Annotated in this window: 20 protein-coding genes and 3 tRNA genes; 2 read left to right on the top strand and 21 right to left on the bottom strand. The window is 46.1% G+C overall.

The genetic code is table 11. The features are described from left to right. Nucleotides 1-69: 69 nt before the first annotated feature. On the top strand, nt 70-336 hold the full coding sequence (locus tag ESE_RS0102930) for a hypothetical protein (protein WP_010370984.1): 267 nt from the start codon (nt 70-72) through the stop codon (nt 334-336). Here the strand turns inward: ESE_RS0102930 and ESE_RS0102935 are convergent. After that, nucleotides 333-677 carry a hypothetical protein gene (locus ESE_RS0102935; protein ID WP_010370987.1) on the bottom strand — a complete coding sequence of 115 codons (345 nt, stop codon included), beginning with the start codon at nt 675-677 and terminating at the stop codon, nt 333-335. The two genes, ESE_RS0102930 and ESE_RS0102935, sit on opposite strands and share 4 nt — an antisense overlap. Before the next feature lie 241 nt (nt 678-918). Between ESE_RS0102935 and ESE_RS0102940 the strand changes: the two genes are divergently transcribed. Beyond that, a complete protein-coding gene (locus tag ESE_RS0102940; protein WP_010370989.1) occupies nt 919-1,467 on the top strand; it encodes a nucleoside 2-deoxyribosyltransferase in 549 nt (182 codons plus the stop codon). A 58-nt stretch (nt 1,468-1,525) separates the two neighbouring features. Here ESE_RS0102940 and ESE_RS0102945 read toward each other — a convergent pair whose 3' ends face one another. The 20 genes from ESE_RS0102945 to ESE_RS0103045 form a co-directional block, all read right to left on the bottom strand. Continuing rightward, nucleotides 1,526-2,671, bottom strand: coding sequence for an MFS transporter (locus ESE_RS0102945; RefSeq protein ID WP_010370992.1), 1,146 nt, complete (start codon nt 2,669-2,671; stop codon nt 1,526-1,528). A gap of 243 nt (nt 2,672-2,914) precedes the next feature. Then, nucleotides 2,915-4,693 (bottom strand): FtsX-like permease family protein, encoded by a 1,779-nt coding sequence (locus ESE_RS0102950; protein ID WP_010370995.1) that lies wholly within the window; start codon nt 4,691-4,693, stop codon nt 2,915-2,917. Between the two features lie 12 nt (nt 4,694-4,705). Continuing rightward, nucleotides 4,706-5,458: an ABC transporter ATP-binding protein gene (locus ESE_RS0102955; RefSeq protein ID WP_010370998.1), complete on the bottom strand. Its 753-nt coding sequence runs from the start codon at nt 5,456-5,458 to the stop codon at nt 4,706-4,708. Nucleotides 5,459-6,094: 636 nt separating this feature from the next. Further along, a complete protein-coding gene (locus tag ESE_RS0102960; RefSeq protein WP_010371001.1) occupies nt 6,095-6,457 on the bottom strand; it encodes a DUF1304 domain-containing protein in 363 nt (120 codons plus the stop codon). A gap of 513 nt (nt 6,458-6,970) precedes the next feature. Next, nucleotides 6,971-7,129 carry a hypothetical protein gene (locus ESE_RS12255; RefSeq protein ID WP_010371008.1) on the bottom strand — a complete coding sequence of 53 codons (159 nt, stop codon included), beginning with the start codon at nt 7,127-7,129 and terminating at the stop codon, nt 6,971-6,973. Nucleotides 7,130-7,272: 143 nt separating this feature from the next. Further along, on the bottom strand, nt 7,273-7,974 hold the full coding sequence (locus ESE_RS0102975; RefSeq protein ID WP_010371011.1) for a helix-turn-helix domain-containing protein: 702 nt from the start codon (nt 7,972-7,974) through the stop codon (nt 7,273-7,275). A 135-nt stretch (nt 7,975-8,109) separates the two neighbouring features. After that, nucleotides 8,110-9,054 carry a carbamate kinase gene (arcC, locus tag ESE_RS0102980; RefSeq protein ID WP_010371013.1) on the bottom strand — a complete coding sequence of 315 codons (945 nt, stop codon included), beginning with the start codon at nt 9,052-9,054 and terminating at the stop codon, nt 8,110-8,112. 17 nt (nt 9,055-9,071) lie between these two features. Continuing rightward, complete coding sequence (gene arcD, locus ESE_RS0102985) at nt 9,072-10,505, bottom strand: arginine-ornithine antiporter (protein WP_010371017.1); 1,434 nt, start codon at nt 10,503-10,505, stop codon at nt 9,072-9,074. Nucleotides 10,506-10,507: 2 nt separating this feature from the next. Further along, on the bottom strand, nt 10,508-11,554 hold the full coding sequence (argF, locus tag ESE_RS0102990; protein WP_010371020.1) for an ornithine carbamoyltransferase: 1,047 nt from the start codon (nt 11,552-11,554) through the stop codon (nt 10,508-10,510). Between the two features lie 29 nt (nt 11,555-11,583). Further along, nucleotides 11,584-12,822 (bottom strand): arginine deiminase, encoded by a 1,239-nt coding sequence (arcA, locus tag ESE_RS0102995; protein WP_010371022.1) that lies wholly within the window; start codon nt 12,820-12,822, stop codon nt 11,584-11,586. 187 nt (nt 12,823-13,009) lie between these two features. Next, nucleotides 13,010-14,572, bottom strand: a complete 1,563-nt coding sequence (gene rny, locus ESE_RS0103000) for a ribonuclease Y (protein ID WP_010371024.1) — start codon at nt 14,570-14,572, stop codon at nt 13,010-13,012. Nucleotides 14,573-14,770: 198 nt separating this feature from the next. After that, entirely contained in the window at nt 14,771-16,351 is a 1,581-nt protein-coding gene (locus ESE_RS0103005) for an HAD family hydrolase (protein ID WP_010371026.1), read from the bottom strand. A 115-nt stretch (nt 16,352-16,466) separates the two neighbouring features. Continuing rightward, nucleotides 16,467-16,556: transfer RNA gene (locus tag ESE_RS0103010), tRNA-Ser, on the bottom strand. Between the two features lie 5 nt (nt 16,557-16,561). Continuing rightward, nucleotides 16,562-16,635, bottom strand: a tRNA-Met gene (locus ESE_RS0103015). 37 nt (nt 16,636-16,672) lie between these two features. Beyond that, nucleotides 16,673-16,762: transfer RNA gene (locus ESE_RS0103020), tRNA-Ser, on the bottom strand. Between the two features lie 145 nt (nt 16,763-16,907). Next, on the bottom strand, nt 16,908-17,921 hold the full coding sequence (locus ESE_RS0103025) for an accessory Sec system protein Asp3 (RefSeq protein WP_010371028.1): 1,014 nt from the start codon (nt 17,919-17,921) through the stop codon (nt 16,908-16,910). After that, nucleotides 17,918-19,660, bottom strand: a complete 1,743-nt coding sequence (asp2, locus tag ESE_RS0103030; RefSeq protein WP_010371031.1) for an accessory Sec system protein Asp2 — start codon at nt 19,658-19,660, stop codon at nt 17,918-17,920. Before asp2 ends, ESE_RS0103025 begins: the two co-directional genes overlap by 4 nt. After that, on the bottom strand, nt 19,660-21,168 hold the full coding sequence (gene asp1 / locus ESE_RS0103035; protein WP_010371033.1) for an accessory Sec system glycosyltransferase Asp1: 1,509 nt from the start codon (nt 21,166-21,168) through the stop codon (nt 19,660-19,662). Before asp1 ends, asp2 begins: the two co-directional genes overlap by 1 nt. A gap of 1 nt (nt 21,169) precedes the next feature. Beyond that, nucleotides 21,170-21,574, bottom strand: a complete 405-nt coding sequence (locus ESE_RS0103040; protein ID WP_010371035.1) for a hypothetical protein — start codon at nt 21,572-21,574, stop codon at nt 21,170-21,172. Then, nucleotides 21,571-22,584: a glycosyltransferase gene (locus ESE_RS0103045; protein ID WP_010371037.1), complete on the bottom strand. Its 1,014-nt coding sequence runs from the start codon at nt 22,582-22,584 to the stop codon at nt 21,571-21,573. Before ESE_RS0103045 ends, ESE_RS0103040 begins: the two co-directional genes overlap by 4 nt. Nucleotides 22,585-22,607 lie beyond the last annotated feature (23 nt).

Below are 22,607 nucleotides of genomic sequence, written 5' to 3' on the forward strand. Positions count from 1 at the left end.
AGCATGCACCCCTGGTATCCTCTTATAATAAGTACTATCTTAATAGCACGATTTTCAGGAGGCCATGATATGCAATACACCCTACTTTACGAACGCGAACCACTCTTCAGCAATGACGACTTAGACTTGTTTTTAGCCGACGTCGAGCTTGACGCGGACATCCGCAACATCCCATTTGATGAAGCCAAGACCCGCCAACTCATTGCCGATTTAGCGCAGCAATCAGAAGAACCTGCGATTGGCTTTCTCGCCACTTATCCGACGTATGGGCATTATGATGCGCTCGGTCGTGAAATCGACGTGACATTGGAAATTGCGGTTACCCACCAAGACTAGACGTACAGCTTCTTATCGCGGGCCTGCCAATTGCCATTAGCAGCACTCACACCAATTTGGGTCGCTAAATTCGCCCAAAACTTAATATCAGCTAACGACACACTCCCCAAGACGCTTGCCTCTGCATCGTAAAAATCACTCATGTCTAGGTTGTGCGCTTGAATAATTGGCAACACAAAATCACGTTGCATCGTTTTAAACGCGACAACCGGAATCAAGCCACCATTTACTTTGGCATCAAATTCGTTAAAAGCATCGTATCTAATATCTTCAATTTCACTCGCAAGTAGCGCCGCCAACCGACCGTGCCACATGCGATATTCCGTTTGTTTATCTGCCATGTTGTTCACCTATCTTCGTTAAGTTAAACCTAATATAACACGGTTAAAATTAACTTTCAACCTATCCTAACCACCCTTTATATTCGACATCTTATTTTTCAAAACAATTTAAAAAATTCGCGTTACCTGTCGTCGTCCTTACAGGCGCGGGCATTTCGCTGTTAAAAACATATTGGTCACCAAAATATCTTCAAAAAATATTGCTATACTATTAATAATCATACGATAAGGGGAATTTTTAATGCTTACTGAACACCAATTGATTTCTGAACTTGCGCAAATTGCTGAGGCCAGCGAAGTTGTTGGCCAACGCACTCGCAACATTTATCTTGGCGCAGGTTGGTTCAACGAAGACCAACAAAATATCTTGATGCAAGGCTACCAAGCGTTGAAGGCTAACCCAACAATTAACGATATCTATGTTCCCCTCCTTAACCAATACGGTGGACAAGTTATCGAAGCAGACGGGGATTTTGAACCCGACTTCGAATGGGGTACGATGACTTACAAGGCTGACATCACGGCGATGAACAACGCTGATTTGATTGTGGCCTTTATCGATGCGGCTGATCCAGATTCAGGCACGGCATTTGAAGTTGGTTACATGACTGCTTCAAACAAGCCTGCTATTTTGGTCACAGTCGGTGATCGTAACGAACACCCGGTTAACTTGATGTTGTCATACGGGGCTGTTTCAAACGTTGACCTTGCAACAGAAGGTTTCGCTGCTTTGGAAAAGTTTGACTTTACCAACATCGCCATGAAGAAGTGGACTGGCGCCATCTTATAATCATAAATTAAAGGCACCGCGCGATTGGATTAATCGCACGGTGCCTTTTTCACTGTTATTAATTTTGTCGCAAAATAACGCTACCCAAGCCAAGCATTGCGCCGACTAAAATTAGGATAATAATCGGTAGACTCATCGCCCCCACAGCTTGGTAAGTCCACCCAGTTACTAGCGGTAAGATCACCATCCCCGCTTGGCAAAAAGCCAAGTTCCAACTGACAACTCGCTTCGCCTTTTGGTCATTGTAGCGCGCATACGGCACCATCATCATCAACGGATAGATGGCAGATAGTCCCAAGCCAAGTCCGAAACCAGCGAACGGTAGCAATGCCTCAACTGGCAAAAACATCATTCCAGTCGCTATGGCTGTCAAAATAATATGCGTTAGAATCAACCGCCGATTTGATTGCCAGCGCGTTGTCACTCCGGTCAAGAAACGGCCAACCATCAACCCCGCCCAAAACAATGTCGCCACATTAGTCGCTGTTGTCGCGCTATATTGCCAATGATCAACAGCAAAACTAGAGACATATTTGCCAATCACCAACTCAACGCCGTAGACAAAGTAGAAAACCGGCAATAGCCAATCTGAACCCGCCAGTTTCACGGTAGTCATTTCATCATCTGTTACAGCTGTATCAGACCCCCGAAAGGCTTGTCGTGAGCTCATAACAACCGTCATGATAACGACTTGCAGCACGATGACGCTTAACACACCCAAACGCCAGCCCATCGGAAACACAAGACTCAGGGCCATCACGAATGAACTCAACGTTACGCCGACCCCATACATGCCGTGCAGAATACTCATTAGGCCACTTGAAAAGCGCTTTGCCGCGTAGTCATTTACTGCGATATCAATAGCCCCTTGCCCAAACCCCATGGCAATGGCCGCAACAATTAACAACCAGACAGCTTGGCCCCACATCAATGCTAACAAGCCGATTAACACAAACCACATGCTTAGCATCATAATGCGATCCATCGTGAGTTTAGCCGATAATTTCGGATACAACAAAGTTGAACCAAATGAACAGACTAATGAAATTGCGGTTAGATAGCCAACATAGTCAACATTCACATGATAAGTTTGCCGTACCGCCGGCCAAGCGCTCCCTAACACAGAATCAGGCAGCCCGAGCCCAATATAAATTAAAAAATTGACGATGATAATAAACACGCCAACCTTAGCTGTTTTTTGCATAAGATTTCCCCTGTACTTCAACACTTTCCCCAGCCCCTTCATTTTACGGGAAAGTGCCTGATTGCGCACGTACAAAAAAAGCAGGTTACCTTGCGCGTTTAGGTAACCTGCTTTCAGGTGTCGTAGATGTCTCAAACAAACGTTTTACGTCATTTACTCCACAGCATTTTGAATACTTACATTATACCGTATCTGCCCTTAAATTACATGAATAATTTAAGAACACGGTTTATGCGTCCGATATTACTTAAGCAAACGGCGGTACAAAATGACCGTCATGACAAAGTAAATGACGTACAAAACGACAATCGCAATCAGCGATGGCATAAAGCCAACGTATGGATCCGCCATTAAGGCTTTGAACATTGGTAGACCGAAAATGACATCTAACGTGCCGATAACCAACGGAATGAAGAACAAGACGCCCAAGTCTTTCACAACCGTAGCCGTTACTTGACGCTTGCTCGTTCCAATCATCGTCAAGATGCGATAACGTCGCTTGTCATCAGCAACCCCTGACAATACCTTAAACATCAACGTTGATGCCAGCATCGCCAAGAAGGCAATTCCTAAGAAAATGCCCATGAATTCCAAACCGCCGAAGACGTTCTTAAGCAACGTAAACATACCTGGCACACCGGCTTGGTGATTCATTGCTGTGCCGGTCAAACGAGCTTCACGCTTTGCATTCGCCGTCAACGTTGCTTCGTTGGCTGCAAAGCTCTTAACCGTCACCAAGCGAACTGATTTCACATCCCCCTCAACGGCCATTTCAGACTCATTGTGTGTCACAACCGCCGTTGCACCATATTGCTTATCCAAAATTTGGTTAGCAATACTGGTTAATGTGTATTCGGAACCTGGCGTTGCTAACAAGTAATCACCCGTTAACCACTTAATCCGTGTGTCATTACCCTTACCGGTCTCAACAACCGTTGGTAACTTCTTTTCGTTAAACTCATCACCGTTAAAGTACACCTTACCCTTGTTCACACTGTAGTGATAAGTAGCTTCCCAAGTGATGTCCTTCAAATTTGATGTGCTAATTTTATCCGACGTGTAGGCCGCCGTGAATGGTTGGCCCGACTGTGCTTGTTGTGGCAAGGCACGATAATACCCTTGCCCCACTGACATTGCGCCAAGCGCCAAACCAAACATAACTGAAATCACCGTCAAAATACGTTGGTATTCAGGTAAGCGGAACAAAAGTTGGCCGTTCAAGAATGACCGCAAGCCACGGTTATTGAAACGCGAGCCACGCAAAGCATACGTAACCATCTTCAACGTCCGGCTCACAAACCAGTACGTTCCCCAGACATTAAGCACCAGGACAACGATGAACCCGTACAACCCAAGATGCACGATACCTGGCATCATCACATAGCTAAGAATCAACAAGCCCAAACCAACCAAGCCAAGCAATGGATCAAGAAGCTTGTGACGCTTTGGTTGTGAAACTTGCTTATCTGCCGTCAACAACGTCAACGTATCTTGCTTGCTCAACCGACCACGGTTGTAGAGCCCGTTAATGAAGAACAGTGCCACGAAGAATACCAACGTTGCTAATGCAGCGTTAAACGAGAAGACTGACCAGTTTGCCAACTTCGTGTCCAGCAAATTCATCAAGAAATTACCACTGGCAGCTGTTAACCCAATACCAGCAAAGATACCAATGACCGTTGAGATGACACCCAAGGCGAGCGTTTCTTGCATTAACAAATCACCAATTTGTGACTTCTTCGCTCCCAACATTGACATCAAGCCATATTCAGACTGACGCAACCGCAACAGGAAACTGTTGGCAAAATTCAAATACACAAACGTAATCACACCAAGCAAAAATTCACCGACCATAAAGACTGGCACAATCAGACCAATTGATGAATTATTTAACAAAAAATCACGGTTCAACGCGATGGCACTCAGCATGTAAAAGATAGCTGCTGAAATGACCAACCCGACGAAAAGCACGGTGTAGTCACGCCACTTCGCGCGGAGTGACTTTAAAGCAATTTGAAACATGTTATCACCCCACTAGTTAAAGTTGCCAAGTTCTGACAACACATAGTTATAAAAGTCTTCACGTGAACGATCATCACGCGTCAACGTCTTCGTAATTTGACCGTCTGTCAGGAACAAAATCCGTGAGGCAAATGACGCTGAGAATGGATCGTGCGTCACCATCACAATTGAGATTTCACGTTCTTGGTTAATCGTCGTCAAATAATTCATCATTTCGCGAGCGTTTTCTGAATCCAAGGCCCCCGTTGGCTCATCACCAAAAATCAAAGCTGGCTCGTGAACCAACGCACGGGCAGCTCCAACACGTTGTTGTTGACCACCTGACAACTCTGATGGGTACTTATCCAAGTACTCACTGATGTGAAGCAATGCTGCCACCTTCGCAACGGCATCGTTGATCACCCGTGACTTTGCTTTTTGGAGAGTCAAAGGTAACGCGATATTCTCACGCACCGTCAAACTTTCAATCAAGTTGTAGCTTTGGAAAATAAAGCCCATGTCACGACCGCGGAAATTTGAGATTTCATCGTCAGTCATGTGGAGGATATCTTTATTGTTAATGGCCACTGCCCCTTCGGTTGGCTTCATCAACGTTGACAAAATATTGAGCAATGTTGACTTACCTGATCCTGAAGGTCCCATAATGGCCACAAATTCACCACGTGGGACAGTCAATGACAAGTCCTTCAAAACGTGTTGTTCCACCCCGGCTGCGCTGGTATATGTCTTATTTAGCTTATCCGCAATAAGTACTGGTTCTGTCATGTTCGTTTCCCCACTGATTAATATCTTTTGTTTTGTTTCATTTATATTACAACACATACTATACAACGAACAATATGCCATGTCAAAACAATAAGGTGATTAATGTTTCGCGGCGTTGGAAAAAATTCGTTTATTTGGGGTCGTCGCGTTGCGACGAAGCATGGTGGGTGGGGTGTGACTTCGCCAAAGATTGCCAGGGGTAAACTCCGCCGGCGCGAGCACCGGCTAGCACCCAACTAATTGGGTTAAGGGGTTGGGTCCGTTCGCCTTATCTAACCGGCGGTCGGCCGAACTTGTGAGTTCACCCCTGGCAATCGCTACGTCACACCCCACCCACCATGCCAGCAACCAAGATAGTCTCTACTGGAATAGCTAATCATCCTTCCGGTTCATGCGTTAAAAATTTTCTTGCTAATAACTTCGAGACACTCATACATCAGAGAGCATCTTAGCTGTTGCTCGTGCGGTAGCACGACACATCATCAAACCACACAAAAAACGCGCCGTATATCTACGGCGCGTCGTACAAATATTTGTACTGATAGTCATTAGCGTAACTACCACGGGGAATAACTATAGTATAGGGGGCTTCTTAAATTTTTGCTAATAATAACTCTCGAAACCCCATTTTCCCCGTTAGATGTGCAAGATCAATGCCAACAATGCGAGCGCTGCTGGTAATCCTTGCACCAAGATAATTTTCTTGGCAGCTGTCATGCTCCCGTAAATCGCAACCACGATAATGTAAGCCATAAAGAGCTTCAACATCGTCATTTCAGCTGCGCCATTTAGCACAACCATCGTTAGCAAAATCAAAACACCCAACATACCGTTGTAAATGCCTTGATTTCCCAACAATGAACGTACTTCTGGTACTTTCGTAAATTCTTCCTCTAACTCAAACGTTTCCGCTTGCTTCTTTGGCGACCCAAACATCTCTAAGCCCATGATGTAAAGTGCTTCCAAAGCAACCAACACCGTCAAAATAATCCCAATCATAACGACTAATATCTCCTCATCAGTTATGTCACTAGAATAACATGATAGATAATATAAAAGCCACACCGCGTATCCGCGATATGGCTCAGGTATGGTTGACGACCCACAAAATATTTTTTGATTGTGAAAGCGTTGATGTTGATAAAGAGTCGTCTCATCACCCTCTTGCTGTTCGAATATTTCCTGGAGAGAAATTCATCGATCGGTATTTTCTGAAGGAGAAGAGTTTTCAGCTAGTTTTTAAGATATTGAACGATTACTCGAACAGCAAGAGTGAAACATGACGACGTTACTTATCAACACGGTCCCCGATTCCTTAAACGTTTTCAGTCTATATCATCAACATTGCGTTCCCCGTGTCTCTAACACAAATATTATTGTAAGCGCTTTCCATTAAAATGTAAACCCTTTCATTAAAATTAGTTTCGATTATGGGACAGATTTTTTTCGATTTTTAACAAAAAAATGCTACCAACTTTAATAATTGGTAGCATTTTAGCCATTACTAATATATTAGTCTGCTTTATCTCGATGTTGTGTGGCATAAATTAAGGTCAACGTCGCAACAGCTATAATAATGACTGTCACAACAATCCCCCAATGTAAGAAAATAGACGCCAAAATGAGTGCCAACAGTCCTAACGTTAATCCCAAAGTTTTAATCGTTTGCATAATAGGTCCCCTCCTAAAAGCCATTGCTCACGGTCATTATACAGCCTTGCAACATGGTATGAGAGAAAATCCACAATTTTAGAACTTGTTACCGAGACATGTCTACTTTGTCGTAGCAGCCATTCATTAACCATACTAGCGGGCTAGTCCACTTTATCGCGTGGCAACAAACTGTCCGACAGGCTTTGTAGCTCGTTTACCAAGTTATCAAAACAGGCAGTCTGTTTGCGAACATAGGTCACAATCAATGGCAACAAATCAACGCCTTGCTTCGGGTTCAGTCCAGTAGTTGCACAGATTTTGTTTAGTCTATAAACAATTGTCTTGGGATGCACCAGCATTAAACACGCTGTCTCTTTTGTTGATGACAGGTGCTGAACATATTCCCAAAACGTCAGCCATGTTTCATCATCAATCCGTTCATAGTACGCCGCAACATTTGGATAGACCAAATCAGATTTAACCAGGTCATACAGATAACCAACCCGATTAAAGATGACAACCCGCTCAAACTCGTTGGTCAGCAACACGGCAAATAACGCCTCTTTAATACCTGTCGAAATATCAAAGTGCGCACCCCCGACACCCGCAAAGATGTCCGGTGCCAGAGCATCCAAGAATGGTTGCACCCCTTCCACTGACAAAACGTAAATCCGGCGCTTCGTATCCAAATTAAGCGCCAAGCGATGTTCAGGCATCCGGCGTTGATCCCCACTTAAAACAACCGCTATATAGCGTTGTTCCAAATCAACACCGTTTATTTTAGCTTTACTAATAAAAGCTTGGTCCAAGGCTGTATCGTAGTCTGAAATATACAGCCACTGTGTCATGAAATTTTGTAGCATTGTATTTCCCCCTTGAAATCGCAGCTCAAAAACTCTCCTCCTTAATTATAAGCGTCCTCATGCATGCAGCCCCTTAAATTTTTTGGGTTTACAAAAAAATAAGCGAGCATGACTGCTCGCTTAACTATAACTCGATTAATCTGGCACAATCACTGTCCCATCCCCATCAGCAAGATATGCTTGCACATTATCAAGCGATGTAATGACGGCAGGCCGCCCCGTATTCCGTACGAAGCTAATAGCTGCTTCAACCTTAGGCTTCATCGACCCGGCCGGGAATTGGCCGGCATCCACTAATTGCTGCATTTCCGTCACGCTAATCCGTTTGATCATCGTCTGCGACGGTTGGTTAAAGTCCTTCGCCACATAACGTACCGCCGTCAAAATCAACAATTCATCGGCGTCGACCAGTTCAGCTAGCTTAGCTGCCGTAAAATCCTTATCAATAACTGCTTCGACCCCTGTCACGTGACCTTCTTTTTCGATCACCGGTACACCACCGCCACCGCCGGCAATTAATGTCACGCCATCTTGTACCAAGGCCTGAATTTCAGCGGCCTCCATGATACTAACCGGCTTAGGTGATGGGACAACCCGGCGGAAACCACGGCCAGCATCAGCGACAAATTGCCAATCTGGATACTGCTGCTTAATCGCCGGTAGTTCATCAACCGTGTAAAACGGACCAATTGGCTTTGTTGGTTGACGGAAAGCTGGATCAGCTTCGTCAACGACCGTGCGCGTTAATACCGTGGCCACCCGTTGTGATAAACCACGAATACTAATTTCATAATTCAAGGCATCGGCCAGCCATAAGCCAATTTCGCCTTGCGTCATCGCCCCAACCGTATCTAACGGCATTGCCGGGTTCTTCACCGAACTACCTTGTAATTGTTGGAGCACTAAATTACCGACTTGTGGCCCATTACCATGAGTCAAAACAAGTTGCACATCCCCAGCCGCTAAGAAATTAATCAATTGTTGCGCGGTTTGCTGGATTGCCTGTTGTTGTGCGGCTGCGCTTGGATCGTCCGTCAAAATGGCGTTACCCCCAAGAGCCACAACGATTCGTTTCGTCATTTGCGACACTCCTTTACTTAAATCTTTAAGTTCCCTGTTGCTAAGGCCACAATGGCGCCCAGTGCGAGAACAATTACGACACCCATCATCATGAGCTCTGTCTTTGAAATCGCCTGTTGGACTTCTCGCCGTGCTCTCACATACAGCATGAACCCTAAGACATAAAGAATCGTGCAGAGCCATAAATACTGCATGCCTGAAAATACAATCGCGGTCACTTCAAAGACAACTGCAATCAACCCCGGTAGAATAACCGACAGCTTTTTCAGTTGTAACCCCAGCTTTAGTTGATAGGCCCCCACTAGGACATAGCAAACTACGATCGCTGCCGTACACAATGAGTAGGCAAAATTATAGGCCTCGTCAGTAAACAAAAGCGTAATCAGGAAGATTTGAATCAATACCTGAGTTAACAACAATGAATGTTGGGGTGCCCGGTACTTATTCAAAACACCAAACCACTTAGGTAACAAACCTTGTTCTGCCATTAATGACGTTGCTTCCACTGGTAACATCGTCCATGACAACCATGCCCCTAAGATCGAGATAATCAACCCAATACTGATAAACGCACCACCAATCGGACCGGTCATACTTTCAAATAAGTACAACAAAGCTGGATGCTGCACATGTTGCAACTCCTGCAATGATAGGTAGCCATATGGCAAGATTGAGACCACCATGTAGATAATCAACAACGAAATCAACCCGATAATTGTCGCCTTACCCGCATCAGACTTTTTCTTGGCGCGTGCCGCCATCATCGTAGCGCCTTCAATACCAACGAACACCCACATCATTGCCATGACACAATTCTTGATTTGCTCGGCAATCCCAGCACCAGTCGCTGAACTAAAGACGAGTTTACCCCCCACATTGGTGCTCATATTTTGCCAAAAATGAGCCGTAAATACGCCCGCCTTAATGCTCAAAATGGCTACCACCACAAAAGCAAAAATTGGGACCAACTTCGTAATTGTAACAATCGTGTTGATTGCCGCAGCTGATTCAATACCCCGCGTCACCAAAAGCGTTAACGCCCACGACACCAGTGACGCCAAAACAATTGCTGGCACACTATTGCCGGACTGCAACGCCGGGAAAAAGTACCCTAGCGCTGACATTAACATCGTGGCAAACGCCACATTACCAAGCCACGCTGATAGCCAGTACCCCCAACCAGAAATGAACCCAGCAAAGTCACCAAAACCAGCCCGCGCGTAATCTGATACACCCGTTAATTCAGGTTTATTCAATACCAAATTATTTAAGCTAAGCGCTAACATCAATATGCCAACCCCAGTAATAATCCAGGCTAAGATGGCGGCACCGGGTGTTGCCCCTTGCGCAAGCGTGGCCGGTAAATCAAAGATGCCGGCTCCAATTGCGGAACTAATAACAAGGGCAACTAAGGCCGGTAGCGCAATCCCGTGATCCTTAGTATCTGCCATAGCTACTTACCGTTTTCTTCAAGCGCTGGCACATCGGGAATAAACAAGTTACCCAATGTCGCTGCCATGATCGCCTTAATTGAGTGCTTGCGGTTTTCAGCCTCGTCCCATTGACGCGCAAACTTACTGCGGAAGACTTCATCCGTCACTTCCATTTCAGTGATGCCATACTGGGCTTGTACCTCTTGGCCGTACTTTGTATTCACGTCGTGGAAAGCTGGTAAGCAGTGCATAAAGATTAACTCATCATCTGGCGTACCCGTCTTACGCAACATCGCCATGTTAACTTGATAAGGTGTCAACAACTTCACACGGGTCTCCCAGTCTGTTTCACCCATTGATACCCAAACATCTGTGTAAATAACATTTGAACCCTTGACGCCTGCATCGATATCAGCTGTCACGAGTAGCTCTGCTCCGGTTTCCTTTGCAAACGTGTTGGCCAAATCCACCACTTTTTGCGTTGGATGCAATTCTTCAGGCGCGACAATGTGGATATTTACACCTAGCATGGCCCCCGTAACCAACAATGAGTTTGCCATGTTGTTACGCCCATCTCCCACAAACGTGAGCGTCAAGCCACGCAAATGACCGAAATTTTCTTTCACCGTCATAAAGTCGGCAATCATTTGCGTTGGGTGCCATTGATCAGTCAAACCATTCCAAACTGGCACACCTGAATGCTTGGCCAGTCCTTCCACATCCGCCTGACTGAAGCCGCGGAACTCAATACCATCAAACATGCTGCCTAGCACAATGGCGGTATCTTCAACAGATTCCTTCTTCCCCAATTGGATGTCATTGGCCCCCAAATATTCTGGGTGTGCCCCAAGTTCTACTGCTGCCGTGGTAAAGGCTGAACGCGTCCGTGTTGACGTCTTTTCAAAGAGCAAGGCGATATTCTTGCCCTCTAGGTAACGGTGTGGGATGTGATTCTTTTGTAATGTCTTCAAATGCAACCCAAAATCAACCAAGTATTGGATTTCAGCTGATGTGAAGTCCTTTTCAGCTAAGAATGAACGTCCTTGAAATACTGAATTAATTGCCATTATTTTTACTCCTCATCTTTGTCTGTTGGTTACAAATCTTCACGCCAGATTGGTTGCGACATGCAACGTGGACCACCACGACCACGCGACAACTCACTTGAAATCACTTCGTGCACAATAATGCCGTGGCGACGCAACAATTCGTTGCTGACATAATTTCGGTTGTAGGTCACGACTTCACCAGGTGCAATCGTCAACGTATTTGATCCATCGTTCCATTGCTCACGTGGTGCCACAATTTCATCACCACTACCGGTTTCAATCAAATCCAATTCTGGCAAATCCAACACTTCTTGCAAGGTCTTGCCCAAATCGGTGCGGTGGGCCAACTTCACTGTGCCCTCAGGTCCTGGCGTCATAATGAAAATGTTCATTTGACCACCGGCATCCATAATGCCTGGGAAAACCGTAAATTGATCGCGGTTAACCATCGTGAAGACCGTATCGAGGTGCATCATGGCGTGGTTGTGCGGAATTTCGACAGCGACCACCGTGTCAAAGTGGCTATTTGGATTAGCAAACAGCTCCTTGGCTAAGGCTTCAATTGACTTTGATGACGTGCGTTGCGATACCCCAATGGCAATCACGTGGTCGTTCAAAATCAATTCATCCCCACCTTCAATGCGTGTGTTGTGGTTACGGTCACGCCAGATATCCACATGCCCAGCAAAGCGTGGGTGATACTGCATGATAAATTCCGTAAACAACGACTCTGGTTGACGGGCCTTATACGTCATGTGGTTAATGGTGATACCGTTTCCCATTGAAGCTTGCGGATCACGTGTGAAATACGCATTAGGTAATGGGTCCAACAAGAATGGGTTCGCCGCATCGCGACCTGCCAAATCATGCAAAGAATCATTTTCAAAATCAAACTCGTTACGTCGAATACCGGCATACAACTTCGTCACCATGTCCCGAGTATCAAACGTCTCCAAGTAGTTAAACAAGGCATCGTGTGTCGTACCAATACCGTAGCCAGCTTCATCCAGGTACTGCTGGACAAACCGGTGCCGAATCACGTCATCGCTATCTAACGCTTCAACCGCCAAATCATCGACATATAACGTTTCAACGCCATTATCGCGCAACGTATCGGCGAAGAAATCGTGTTCTTCTTGGGCAATTTTCAAAAATGGAATGTCATCAAATAACAACCGTTCCATTGTGTCTGGTGTGATATTCTCAACCTCGGCCCCAGGTCGCTTCAAAAGCACTGACTTGAGTGTACCGATTTCAGAATTAACATTAATCGCAGGATTGTTCATGATTTTCCCCCTTATGAACTTTTAACAAAGCACTTTTGTAAGCGCTTCCTTTGCTACGTGATTATTATTGCACCAAGACCCATTGCCTCGATATGGCACTTTGTCTAGATATTTTTAGCCAAATCGCTAAAGACACAAAAACGCGCAAAAAAGCCACCAACCGAAACCGGTTGGTGGCTTTTTCATCTTACTTTGCGTATTCAACTGAACGTGATTCGCGAATAACCGTAACCTTAATGTGGCCTGGGTAATCCAAATCGTGCTCAATTTGATTCTTGATATCGCGGGCCAGAACAGTTGCTTCCAAATCGGTAACAGCTGCTGGCTCAACAATAACGCGAACTTCACGACCCGCTTGGATCGCAAATGACTTTTCAACCCCGTTGAAGTCATTTGCGATGGCTTCAAGTTGTTGCAAACGTTGCACGTAGTTTTCTAGTGACTCTGAACGTGCACCTGGTCGAGCAGCTGAAATTGAATCAGCAGCTGCAACCAAGACAGCAATGACAGAATCAGGTTCTACGTCACCGTGGTGTGAGGCAATAGCGTTAACCACAACCGGACGTTCCTTGTACTTCTTGGCAATTTCAACACCAAGTTCTACGTGGGAACCATCCACTTCATGATCAATCGCCTTACCAATATCGTGTAATAATCCTGCGCGCTTGGCAAGCGTAACGTCTTCACCTAACTCAGCAGCCAACATGCCAGTTAGTTTAGCGACTTCAATTGAGTGTACCAGTACGTTTTGACCGTAACTTGTACGATAGTTCATGCGACCGATTGTTTTAATCAAGTCTGGGTGCATGCTATGAATGCCGAGATCGAAAATAGTTTGCTCACCGACTTCGCGGATGTGCTCGTCCATTTCCTTGCGGGCCTTCTCCACCATCTCTTCAATGCGAGCTGGGTGAATACGACCATCAGCAATCAACTTCTCCAAAGCATTCTTCGCAATTTCACGACGGACTGGATCAAAGCCACTCAATACCACAGCTTCTGGTGTATCATCGATAATCAAATCAATACCAGTAACCGTTTCGATGGCCCGAATGTTTCGACCTTCACGACCGATAATTCGTCCCTTCATGTCATCGTTAGGTAACGTCACAACAGATACCGTTGTTTCAGCAACCATATCTGCAGCAGAACGTTGGATAGCACTAACTACCAAGTTCTTGGCCCGCTTTTCAGCTTCGGCCGCAGCTTGCTCTTCGCTTTCCTTAATCATGACAGCGCGTTCAGAAACCAAAGCTTCCTTGGTTTCTGACAAGATTTGCTCACGAGCGTCTTCGCGACTCAAGTTTGCAATCTCCACCAACTTCGCTTCGCGTTCATCAATCAATGATTCAGCACGCTTCTGCTTGTCGTTGACACTTTGTCGTTGTTGATCAAGTTTCGTTTCTTTTTCCGAAATAACTTCCTCACGCTTTTGCAATGAGGCGTCCTTTCGATCCAATACAGACTCACGACTTACCAAGCGATCTTCTTGTGACTTCACTTCCGAACGGCGTTCTTGAAGCTCACGTTCGATACGATCTTGGTAACGTTGGCTTTCATCTCGTGCCTCAACCAAAGCAGACTTTTTCATCTGCTCGGCATCAGTGGCAGCTTGACTCGTAATATCTGATGCGGTTTGGTGCGCAATCGTCAATGTGTGGTTAATTCGTGTCTTAGCCACCATATATCCAATTACAACACCGATTACGATTGCGACAAGCGACAGCAGGATGATCATTGCAATGTTCATCTTGTATCTCCTGTCTATAGAGTTGACGTTTATGTCAAATCGATAGTGTTTTTTTGCGCTTTATTAACACAGGTTTCATTTTAGGCTTTTCCCCATAATAAGTCAATTAGAAGCGGAAACTGTGACGCTTACAAAAAGCCCGCCACATCAACCTTTTGGCGGTGTGGCGGGTGCCTTGTTTTACGCTTGTAACATTTGTTATGATTCGGGGTCAACGACCGTTAAAAGGGTCAATGAAAGCGCTAATCTTAAGATTGTTGCAACAACTGGTGCCACAAAGAAATATGGTGAAATAAAGATTCCTAAGCCAGCTGCCAGCAAGAGAAACAGCACCATCACCACCGACGTCCAACGCAATACTTTGGTATCCGTACTAAAGAGTGCTTCAGTGGTGTCCCAAAGCTTGCGCAAATCGGTCACTGTCGCAACGTGAATGTCTGCATTGACAGGCTGATCACCAACCGCGACCGTAATAGTTGGTTGCACATCATCAGGCAATGTTTGATTCGTAATCAACATCGTATTATCTTGATTCAACCAAGCCACCAGTTGGGCTTGCTTACCCGCTGGCGTCAAATCAGCGACGGTTTCCGTTAACGAGCCCATTAGCTTTTTCACCTGCATTGTTGAACCAGTTGTATCGGCCGTCGCCATGCGCACTTGTAACCCTTGCTCAGTAAAGAGACGGTCAACGGCTAGCAATGCGTTATTAAGCGATGAGCCGAACGTAATGACCCCAATGACTTGTAGGCCATCGACAATGTAACTCACAGAATTGCCTAATTCTTGATACGACTGTAACGTTTCTGCATCGATATCAAACTTTTGATCAACCGCATACGCCGCGGACACAATCGAGAAACGCTCATTTAAGATGACACCCTTCACGCCAACGAGTGGCATAAGCTCTAATTCTGAGGCACTTGATGGATACACCCCACGCTCTTCGGCAAATGCCAAGACCGAGCGGGTTAATTCTGAATCAAATGGTTCCAACAAACCAGTCGTAATCCCCAAAATATCAAAATCACTGTACCGTTCATCAACCGACAAGACCGACCGCACAACAATCGTGTCGCTCGTCAGAATACCCGTCTTTTCCACCACAACATTTTTTACATCATGCACGTAATCCAATACTTGTGGATTTTGAAAGGTTACCCCATCGGCAGCCAACGCCCGCAAAATTTTAAAACGACGCCAACCGGCCCAAAACGCTGGCCAACGGGGATCAACGATTAGCAAAACTGAGGTTGCAACCGCCAAACCCGATTGCCAATTTAAGGTCATGCCGAAAAATAGCAAGGCGTAAATGGCCAACACAACCGTAATCCACGTTAGTCGGCGAGCATTTTGTTGCATCATCGCATCTAATGGAATCGCACGCTCACGGCGTTGCAGCAAACCAAGCGATAGCAACAACAACGTGACCCCCGCTAACGCAAACGGCAATGTCATCGTCCGCAAGAAGTCCCCTGCTGCCGGCATTTCATGTAACCACGCTACCGTTGCAAACCAGAGGGCTTGACCCACGACTGGTACCCACAACGTGGTTAATTGGGTCTCCTTTTGTTGGCGATACGCCTGCATTAGCATTCGCACATTAACTAACACAATGAATATAGCTGTCACACTAAACGCGATTAGCTCAAAATGAGGTACCGGTATGTGCAACAGGGCTGCTTTCCCCTGTAAAAGTGGCATCGTCAGCGCCGTAATAATCGTTAAGACAGCAGACGCAATGGCATATCTCAAGTACCTCAATTGTAGTGTCAGCATCGTCTCACAACCTCCCAAAGTCATTTAGATAAGCAGACCAAGTCTCCCAGAATCTCAACCTAAAACTGCCGTGATACAAAAATAACCGCGCCCATAAGGACACGGTTATTAAGTAAGGAGAATGTGGGATTCGAACCCACGCGCCGCTTTCACGACCTGACGGTTTTCAAGACCGTTCCCTTCAGCCAGACTTGGGTAATTCTCCATTAATTGCGGGAGCAGGATTTGAACCTACGACCTTCGGGTTATGGGCCCGACGAGCTACCAGACTGCTCCATCCCGCGATAATAAATATTTAAGTTGTAACGCCAATGACGTTAAAGGAGAATGTGGGATTCGAACCCACGCGCCGGTTTCCCGACCTGACGGTTTTCAAGACCGTTCCCTTCAGCCAGACTTGGGTAATTCTCCATAACGTAATTACTTATCGCAACCACAAGTAATATAATACAGACCTACCTATTAAATGTCAACACTTTAAACGAAATTGATTTAAAAAAGTGAAAACGCAAACCTCACCACAGTTAATTAGTGAGATTTGCGTTTTCATTTTGTGTTATGACACACCACTATTTTCATGCTTGAGGAAGCGTAACAACTCATTCGTATCAACACTCACCGTTTGGCCTGTTAAGGCGGTTTCGTCAAATGCTTGTGTTGGCTGCTGACTAGTTATCACCCCTGCCACATTTGCTTGGGGCAACTGCCACCCATGTGCGTCCGCCGCTCGTAGCACATTAGGTCGAGCATAATGTGCGCGTGCCGTTTCATAATCAGGTAACGGCGTCAACCAAGTAACCGGTAGCTGAAGCAGTTCCCCGTAATATGCTGCTGCTAGTTGGCTAATTAGTCCCGTACCAACCAAGCTAATCGTGTCATACCGGCCATCTCTTTGCGCATTGTGGATCAAGGTTGTAACAAACTCTGGACTTGATTGATAATAATCTGCCGCTAACCCAAGATTAGCAAACAATAAAATCGGCACCTGGGCCGCCGTTGCACTAGCAATCGGCCATTGTGTCTCTTTGTCTAACGGTTCAGTAAATGCCACAAAGAGATGACGATTTGCATCACGATTAACATAGCGTGCTAACGTCCGCCCATCCTGGCTAACATAATCATTCGGAATGTAGGTTCCCGTCAGCAAGACTTCTTGAATAAAAATCTTTTCGAAAACAAAGTGGCCGTTGCCAAAGGCGATGATTTGCACATCATAATGATCCAAATTAGCCGGCGCCACTAGTTGCACTTCTTTTTGACCACGACCACTACTTAAAATAATCGTGCCTGCTTGATCATACATCGTCACCAACAAATACGTGTTTAGCCCTTCATCAACCGCATCCAAACGGAAACGGTATTCATGACCTGGCACGAGCGACATTAGCGTTTCTTGCCGAAATTCATGCCGGAAATTGACTAAACTTCGCCAAACGACGACACCAAACCCACTCGCGTAAATATCATTTTCGTAATTCACTTGATCAATTTGGGCATGCGTAACCGTCGCACCTTGTAACTCCAGAAGCTCAGATTGTTGTGTCCAATAGACGTTCTGCCATGTTTTCATAACGTCGCGCGCCTCCGCTTAATCAATAACTCTAACTTACCTTCAACGAAATTAATCATCTCGTCAGTGTGCGCCAAGTGGTCACCATCCAGCCAAAAATGTTCCACACTGCCCCCACGATCTTTAATAAAACGGAGCAGTTGCGGTAAGGACTGACCATCGTACTCGTCTTGTGCGAGCGAAAAGACATACGTGGCAACTTGTGTCCAATCAACCTGGTCCATCGATTGCCATAATTTTTGATCAATGACCGGCGTATCAGCACGAAGCACCCGACCGAATAAATGGCGTCGCATATCAAGCGGCCAATCCTTCGTACCACCATGTGCAAAGCCATCCTGACCGGAAAAGGTCCCCAAATTCACAATTGCCTTGCTGACAATAATGCCCTGGGGTTTGAAGTGGCGCGCATAATAAAGGGCCGGAAACGAACCCATGGAATACCCTTGGAACACCACATCATGCTCGTCAAAACCTAGCCATTGTAGCTTCTCACGAATTTTATCAATCACCAATTGCTCATATTCTGGCGTCCCAACCATGAAGGCACCACCTTGGGTCCGACTATCAGTAAAAAGCAGATACGGTAATTTATGGCGACCGTACACACTCATCATTTCAAAACCATCCCCATATAAGCGAGACCCCGTAAAGGACACCAATAGCGGTGGCTTTAAATCACCTGGATTGAAGTATGACAACACCTCATCACCGGTGCTGGTCATCTGTTTTTCATCCCCTGGCAACAGGGTGCCATACGTCGACCGCGACCGCCGGACAATCACGCGGTTAAAATCCACCTCGCCTTGCCCGCTAATCCATAATGACATCTGGAAAGAATAAAATGGGTGCACATCCGGAAAGACATGTTCTTGCAAGCTTTCCGTCATGGGAATCACGAATTGGACCAGCTTACCATCCGGCTGAATAAATTCAACGTGCCATTCCCAGTACACATCGCCACGTTGATTTCCTTCTAGGTAAACCTTTTTATCACCGGCATCCAAAAAAATACCATTCATACCGGCTAAAACCGTTTCAAATTTTTCAACGCTGATGGGGTGCCACGTCACCACTTGTTGCAAGGTGGGCCCGAAATCACCGCTTAACGTCATTTGAAAACGTCCCCGGCGTTCGACAGAACCCGTAAACGTTTCCGCAATATCCAGCGCCTCCGTAACACCCGAATGGATACCACGTTGACCCATGAAAAAATTATCGACAATTGTTTGAAATAAAGCGTGCCCAGCACCTGGCACAAAAAAAGCTGCTTTTTGGCGCAAGACGTCCGCAATTTCTGGATCAACTGTGGTGCTGGCATAAATGATTGAAAATGGTGGCAGGCGTTTCACAATTGCCAAAACGTCTGGCCCAGCCAATATCTCATCAGTAAAAACTGCATAGTGAGCAGATGGTCGAGCCGGAAACGCCGCTGCCGTCGTAACGAGTACTGACTGTAATTTAGGATCCAAGTCCCATTCATCAACCGGCCATGCTTGGGCACCAACCTGAATGAGACGGAATTTCGCTTTCGGCGCTTTTTTGGGTTTCTCCTGCACTTCTACGACAATGCGATGGGTTTTTTCTGATATTTTTTCAACCGGCACTTCGTCATTATCAACTGCCGCTTGGTTTGACTGTAAACGTGCAATTTCGTCACGATTTTTCTGACGATCACGATCTAAAACTTCCTCATCACGTAATCGTTGCCGGGTTTGCTTCTCTAAATCTTCAGCCATCATTGTCCTCCTTGCGCTGACAATACTTGTTGCCAAGCAGATACAAGGTGCGCACTGTCAAAACGCTTCGCAAAACTCTCTGCAAATGTGCGTGCCTGCGTCCACTCATTTAGCCGATAGAGATACTGCGACAAGCCAGTATCCAATTCATCAACTGTTGTCACCAACGCACCATTATCACCAACAACCATAAAGTCAGATGGCACCTTTGTGAAATACGGCACCCCCAACGTCAGGGCAGTCGACCCAACGAAGTCATCGGGTTGATCACCTAAATCAAGAATCATGCGTGCCGGTAGCAACGCACGATAAGTCGTTTGGGCATCCGTCGCAATTTTTAACGCAACACGCGGTTTTACCTCGTCGTTTTTTTGTTGCTTATACGTCGAATATTCTTTTGGAAAATAAAATTCATCGCCAAGCGTCTCTTGTGCCCATTGCAAATAAAAGTCCATCGCTGGGCCATCACCCACAATCCAAACAGCCATCATGGGGTACGCCACCATTAATTGCATCAGCTTTTCGAAGGTTACTTGACGTTCATACGATCCCTCAAAGTTAGGGACGTACCAGGCGATAATTTCTTCGCGGTACTGCGAACTCGTCCCAAAGCTGTCCGGCCGTGTTGGCCACGCCGCAATCTGCTGAACTGTTTCGGCTGATAATTGCTTGGCCAACCGCGCCTTTTGATGGGCCGTCGTTGTCACAACCTGACTTCCCCGGGCTTGCAATGCCTGTAGTTGGTCCATATCGGGTGTCAAATTATCACGACTGCTAACGTTCAACGTGACATGTGCTAACGAGGTAGTAACACGCGCCACCACCGCGAGCTTCGCATTGGTGGCATTCACAATCACCGCCGACTCTCCGACAACATCTGTCAATAGATGTTGTAGATAATGGGCTTGCAAATCAGTCTCATCGTAAAATACATCTCGGCCGTAGAAGGGTTCCGTTAAGCTCAATGAAGCTTGTTGTTGCTCGGTAAAAATATAGAAGCCACGTAGCCGGCCCCCCGGCGAATAAAACCGGCGCGTTGCTGGTTGACCATTTTCATATTCAATACGTTGCGACAAGAAGCCACGGTAATCATAACGATCTTCCGCTACTACCTGGCCGTCCGCGAAATACCGCACGACATCTAAGCGATCTGTCATCATCGGATTCATAAAAGCTTCCGCAATTCGGGTTGCCCCTTGATAAACAAACAGTCCGCCATCTGTCGTAAAAAACAACACGTCAGACGGCCAGTTTAAATCACGAATACCCAGCACCCGCTCTTGGACATCCGTGGCTAATTGCAAATCATCATACAAACCCAAAACAGGCTGGTCTTGCCAACCATCGCGTTGTTGGTAGGCCCGCAACCGGGGCGTCCAATCGAGATTAATAATCGTTGGCGCCATGCCCGCTTGTTGTAACAAACGGGTTCGGGCCAACGTTTCATCAAATGGATTGCTACCTTCGCTAGTAGTCCAATCCGGAATTTCAAAATATGATTTTGCCACTTCAATCCCTCTCAATATCATTGAACTCCCATTTCAACAATGCCAATGCGTCCTGTAAGATATCGTCCTTTAGGTCCAATTTCGTGAGCACCTCACTGAATCGCTCACCCAAAATTGGCCGACTAAATTGATGACTGCGATCATCGACCAATACGCGGGCATGCCAGTCGTATGCTGAACGCATCAATTGCCACCACACCTCATCGGGTTGATCATCGGACAGAATAATTAACACCACATCCCCTCGTTGCATCCCCGTCAATGTGCCGGCAGCTGTCGCAACGAGTAATGACTCTTGTGCGATAACTGCAGTAGGAATCGTTGGCACTGGTCGCAACGCAAACTGCCGTTGTAAGGCTGCTTGGGCTAAGTTTGATGTTGTATCACTTGTAACTAACCAATTCATGCCCGCTCCTCCAGTAAGATCATCATCGTTAATAGCGCTCGTTTCGTATAAAAGCCATTGCGGACACGCATTGACATAGCCTGTGCGTTTGCTTGCATCTTTCGATATGAAGCAGCCGTCACGGTATTTAACAATGCTGGCAAATCCGTCAACGAATTAATCACATAGCCCAACTGATGACGTTGCACGACCGTGGCAATTGCCATCTCTGACCACACAATGACCGGTAACCCAGCAGCCATATACAAGCTAAATTTATGCGGGTTATTCATGCGCGTATACCGGCCAAATTCATTATCAGCTGGTTGAATATCACCATCCCACACTAACCCAAAGCCCTCTTGCATAATACCTGGCAAGATGTCGCCATGGACTGGGGGGTGAATCGCAAAAGCTTGTTGGTTGCGTAACGTCTGGTTGGGATTACCATAAACCGTTAAGTTCAGCGCTGGTGACCAGGATTGCAAAAACGGGGCTTTCTCAGGCGCCAGTGAACCCGCGTAATGCAACTTTCGCGCAAATTGTTGTGTCGGTGCCGGTACGCTACTCCTGTAATCAAAGACGTCCAACACAATAATCGGTACCATCACTTGATGTTGTTCAAGCCACGCCTTCATCCGTTGGTTATGCACAATGATTGCCTTAAATTGGCGTAAAAGTGTTAATTCCGGTTCTAAGACTTTTTCACCAAGTCGAATGCTCTCCAAGTCGTGTACAATTGCAACATTAATCAACCCACGTTGCGTCATCTCATCGAGCACAATTTCGTCATACTGATAACCGTTATAACTCGGTACCTGGTGGAGAACGGTGTCACCTGCTTGCGTTGCTGCCAACACACCAATCAAGCGGGCACGAATCGACGCTTCAGGCTCGTCGGACCAAGCTGTAATAAAATACGGCAACTTTTGCCAACCAATCGCCGTCGCAAAAGTAACAACGTCGCGCTTGGGTTTATCAAATGCCAAATAATCATCCACTTCAATATGATCAAACACCCAATAACTCATCCTACTCCCCTTCGCTTTCTCTA

The organism is Weissella cibaria KACC 11862, assembly GCF_000193635.1.
Lineage (GTDB): Bacteria > Bacillota > Bacilli > Lactobacillales > Lactobacillaceae > Weissella > Weissella cibaria.

Coding starts and splice junctions, on each gene's coding strand:
- ESE_RS0102930 (WP_010370984.1), top strand. CDS start 70: ATGCAATACACCCTACTTTACGAACGCGAACCACTCTTCAGCAATGAC.
- ESE_RS0102935 (WP_010370987.1), bottom strand. CDS start 677: ATGGCAGATAAACAAACGGAATATCGCATGTGGCACGGTCGGTTGGCG.
- ESE_RS0102940 (WP_010370989.1), top strand. CDS start 919: ATGCTTACTGAACACCAATTGATTTCTGAACTTGCGCAAATTGCTGAG.
- ESE_RS0102945 (WP_010370992.1), bottom strand. CDS start 2,671: ATGCAAAAAACAGCTAAGGTTGGCGTGTTTATTATCATCGTCAATTTT.
- ESE_RS0102950 (WP_010370995.1), bottom strand. CDS start 4,693: ATGTTTCAAATTGCTTTAAAGTCACTCCGCGCGAAGTGGCGTGACTAC.
- ESE_RS0102955 (WP_010370998.1), bottom strand. CDS start 5,458: ATGACAGAACCAGTACTTATTGCGGATAAGCTAAATAAGACATATACC.
- ESE_RS0102960 (WP_010371001.1), bottom strand. CDS start 6,457: ATGATTGGGATTATTTTGACGGTGTTGGTTGCTTTGGAAGCACTTTAC.
- ESE_RS12255 (WP_010371008.1), bottom strand. CDS start 7,129: ATGCAAACGATTAAAACTTTGGGATTAACGTTAGGACTGTTGGCACTC.
- ESE_RS0102975 (WP_010371011.1), bottom strand. CDS start 7,974: ATGCTACAAAATTTCATGACACAGTGGCTGTATATTTCAGACTACGAT.
- arcC (WP_010371013.1), bottom strand. CDS start 9,054: ATGACGAAACGAATCGTTGTGGCTCTTGGGGGTAACGCCATTTTGACG.
- arcD (WP_010371017.1), bottom strand. CDS start 10,505: ATGGCAGATACTAAGGATCACGGGATTGCGCTACCGGCCTTAGTTGCC.
- argF (WP_010371020.1), bottom strand. CDS start 11,554: ATGGCAATTAATTCAGTATTTCAAGGACGTTCATTCTTAGCTGAAAAG.
- arcA (WP_010371022.1), bottom strand. CDS start 12,822: ATGAACAATCCTGCGATTAATGTTAATTCTGAAATCGGTACACTCAAG.
- rny (WP_010371024.1), bottom strand. CDS start 14,572: ATGAACATTGCAATGATCATCCTGCTGTCGCTTGTCGCAATCGTAATC.
- ESE_RS0103005 (WP_010371026.1), bottom strand. CDS start 16,351: ATGCTGACACTACAATTGAGGTACTTGAGATATGCCATTGCGTCTGCT.
- ESE_RS0103025 (WP_010371028.1), bottom strand. CDS start 17,921: ATGAAAACATGGCAGAACGTCTATTGGACACAACAATCTGAGCTTCTG.
- asp2 (WP_010371031.1), bottom strand. CDS start 19,660: ATGGCTGAAGATTTAGAGAAGCAAACCCGGCAACGATTACGTGATGAG.
- ESE_RS0103040 (WP_010371035.1), bottom strand. CDS start 21,574: ATGAATTGGTTAGTTACAAGTGATACAACATCAAACTTAGCCCAAGCA.
- ESE_RS0103045 (WP_010371037.1), bottom strand. CDS start 22,584: ATGAGTTATTGGGTGTTTGATCATATTGAAGTGGATGATTATTTGGCA.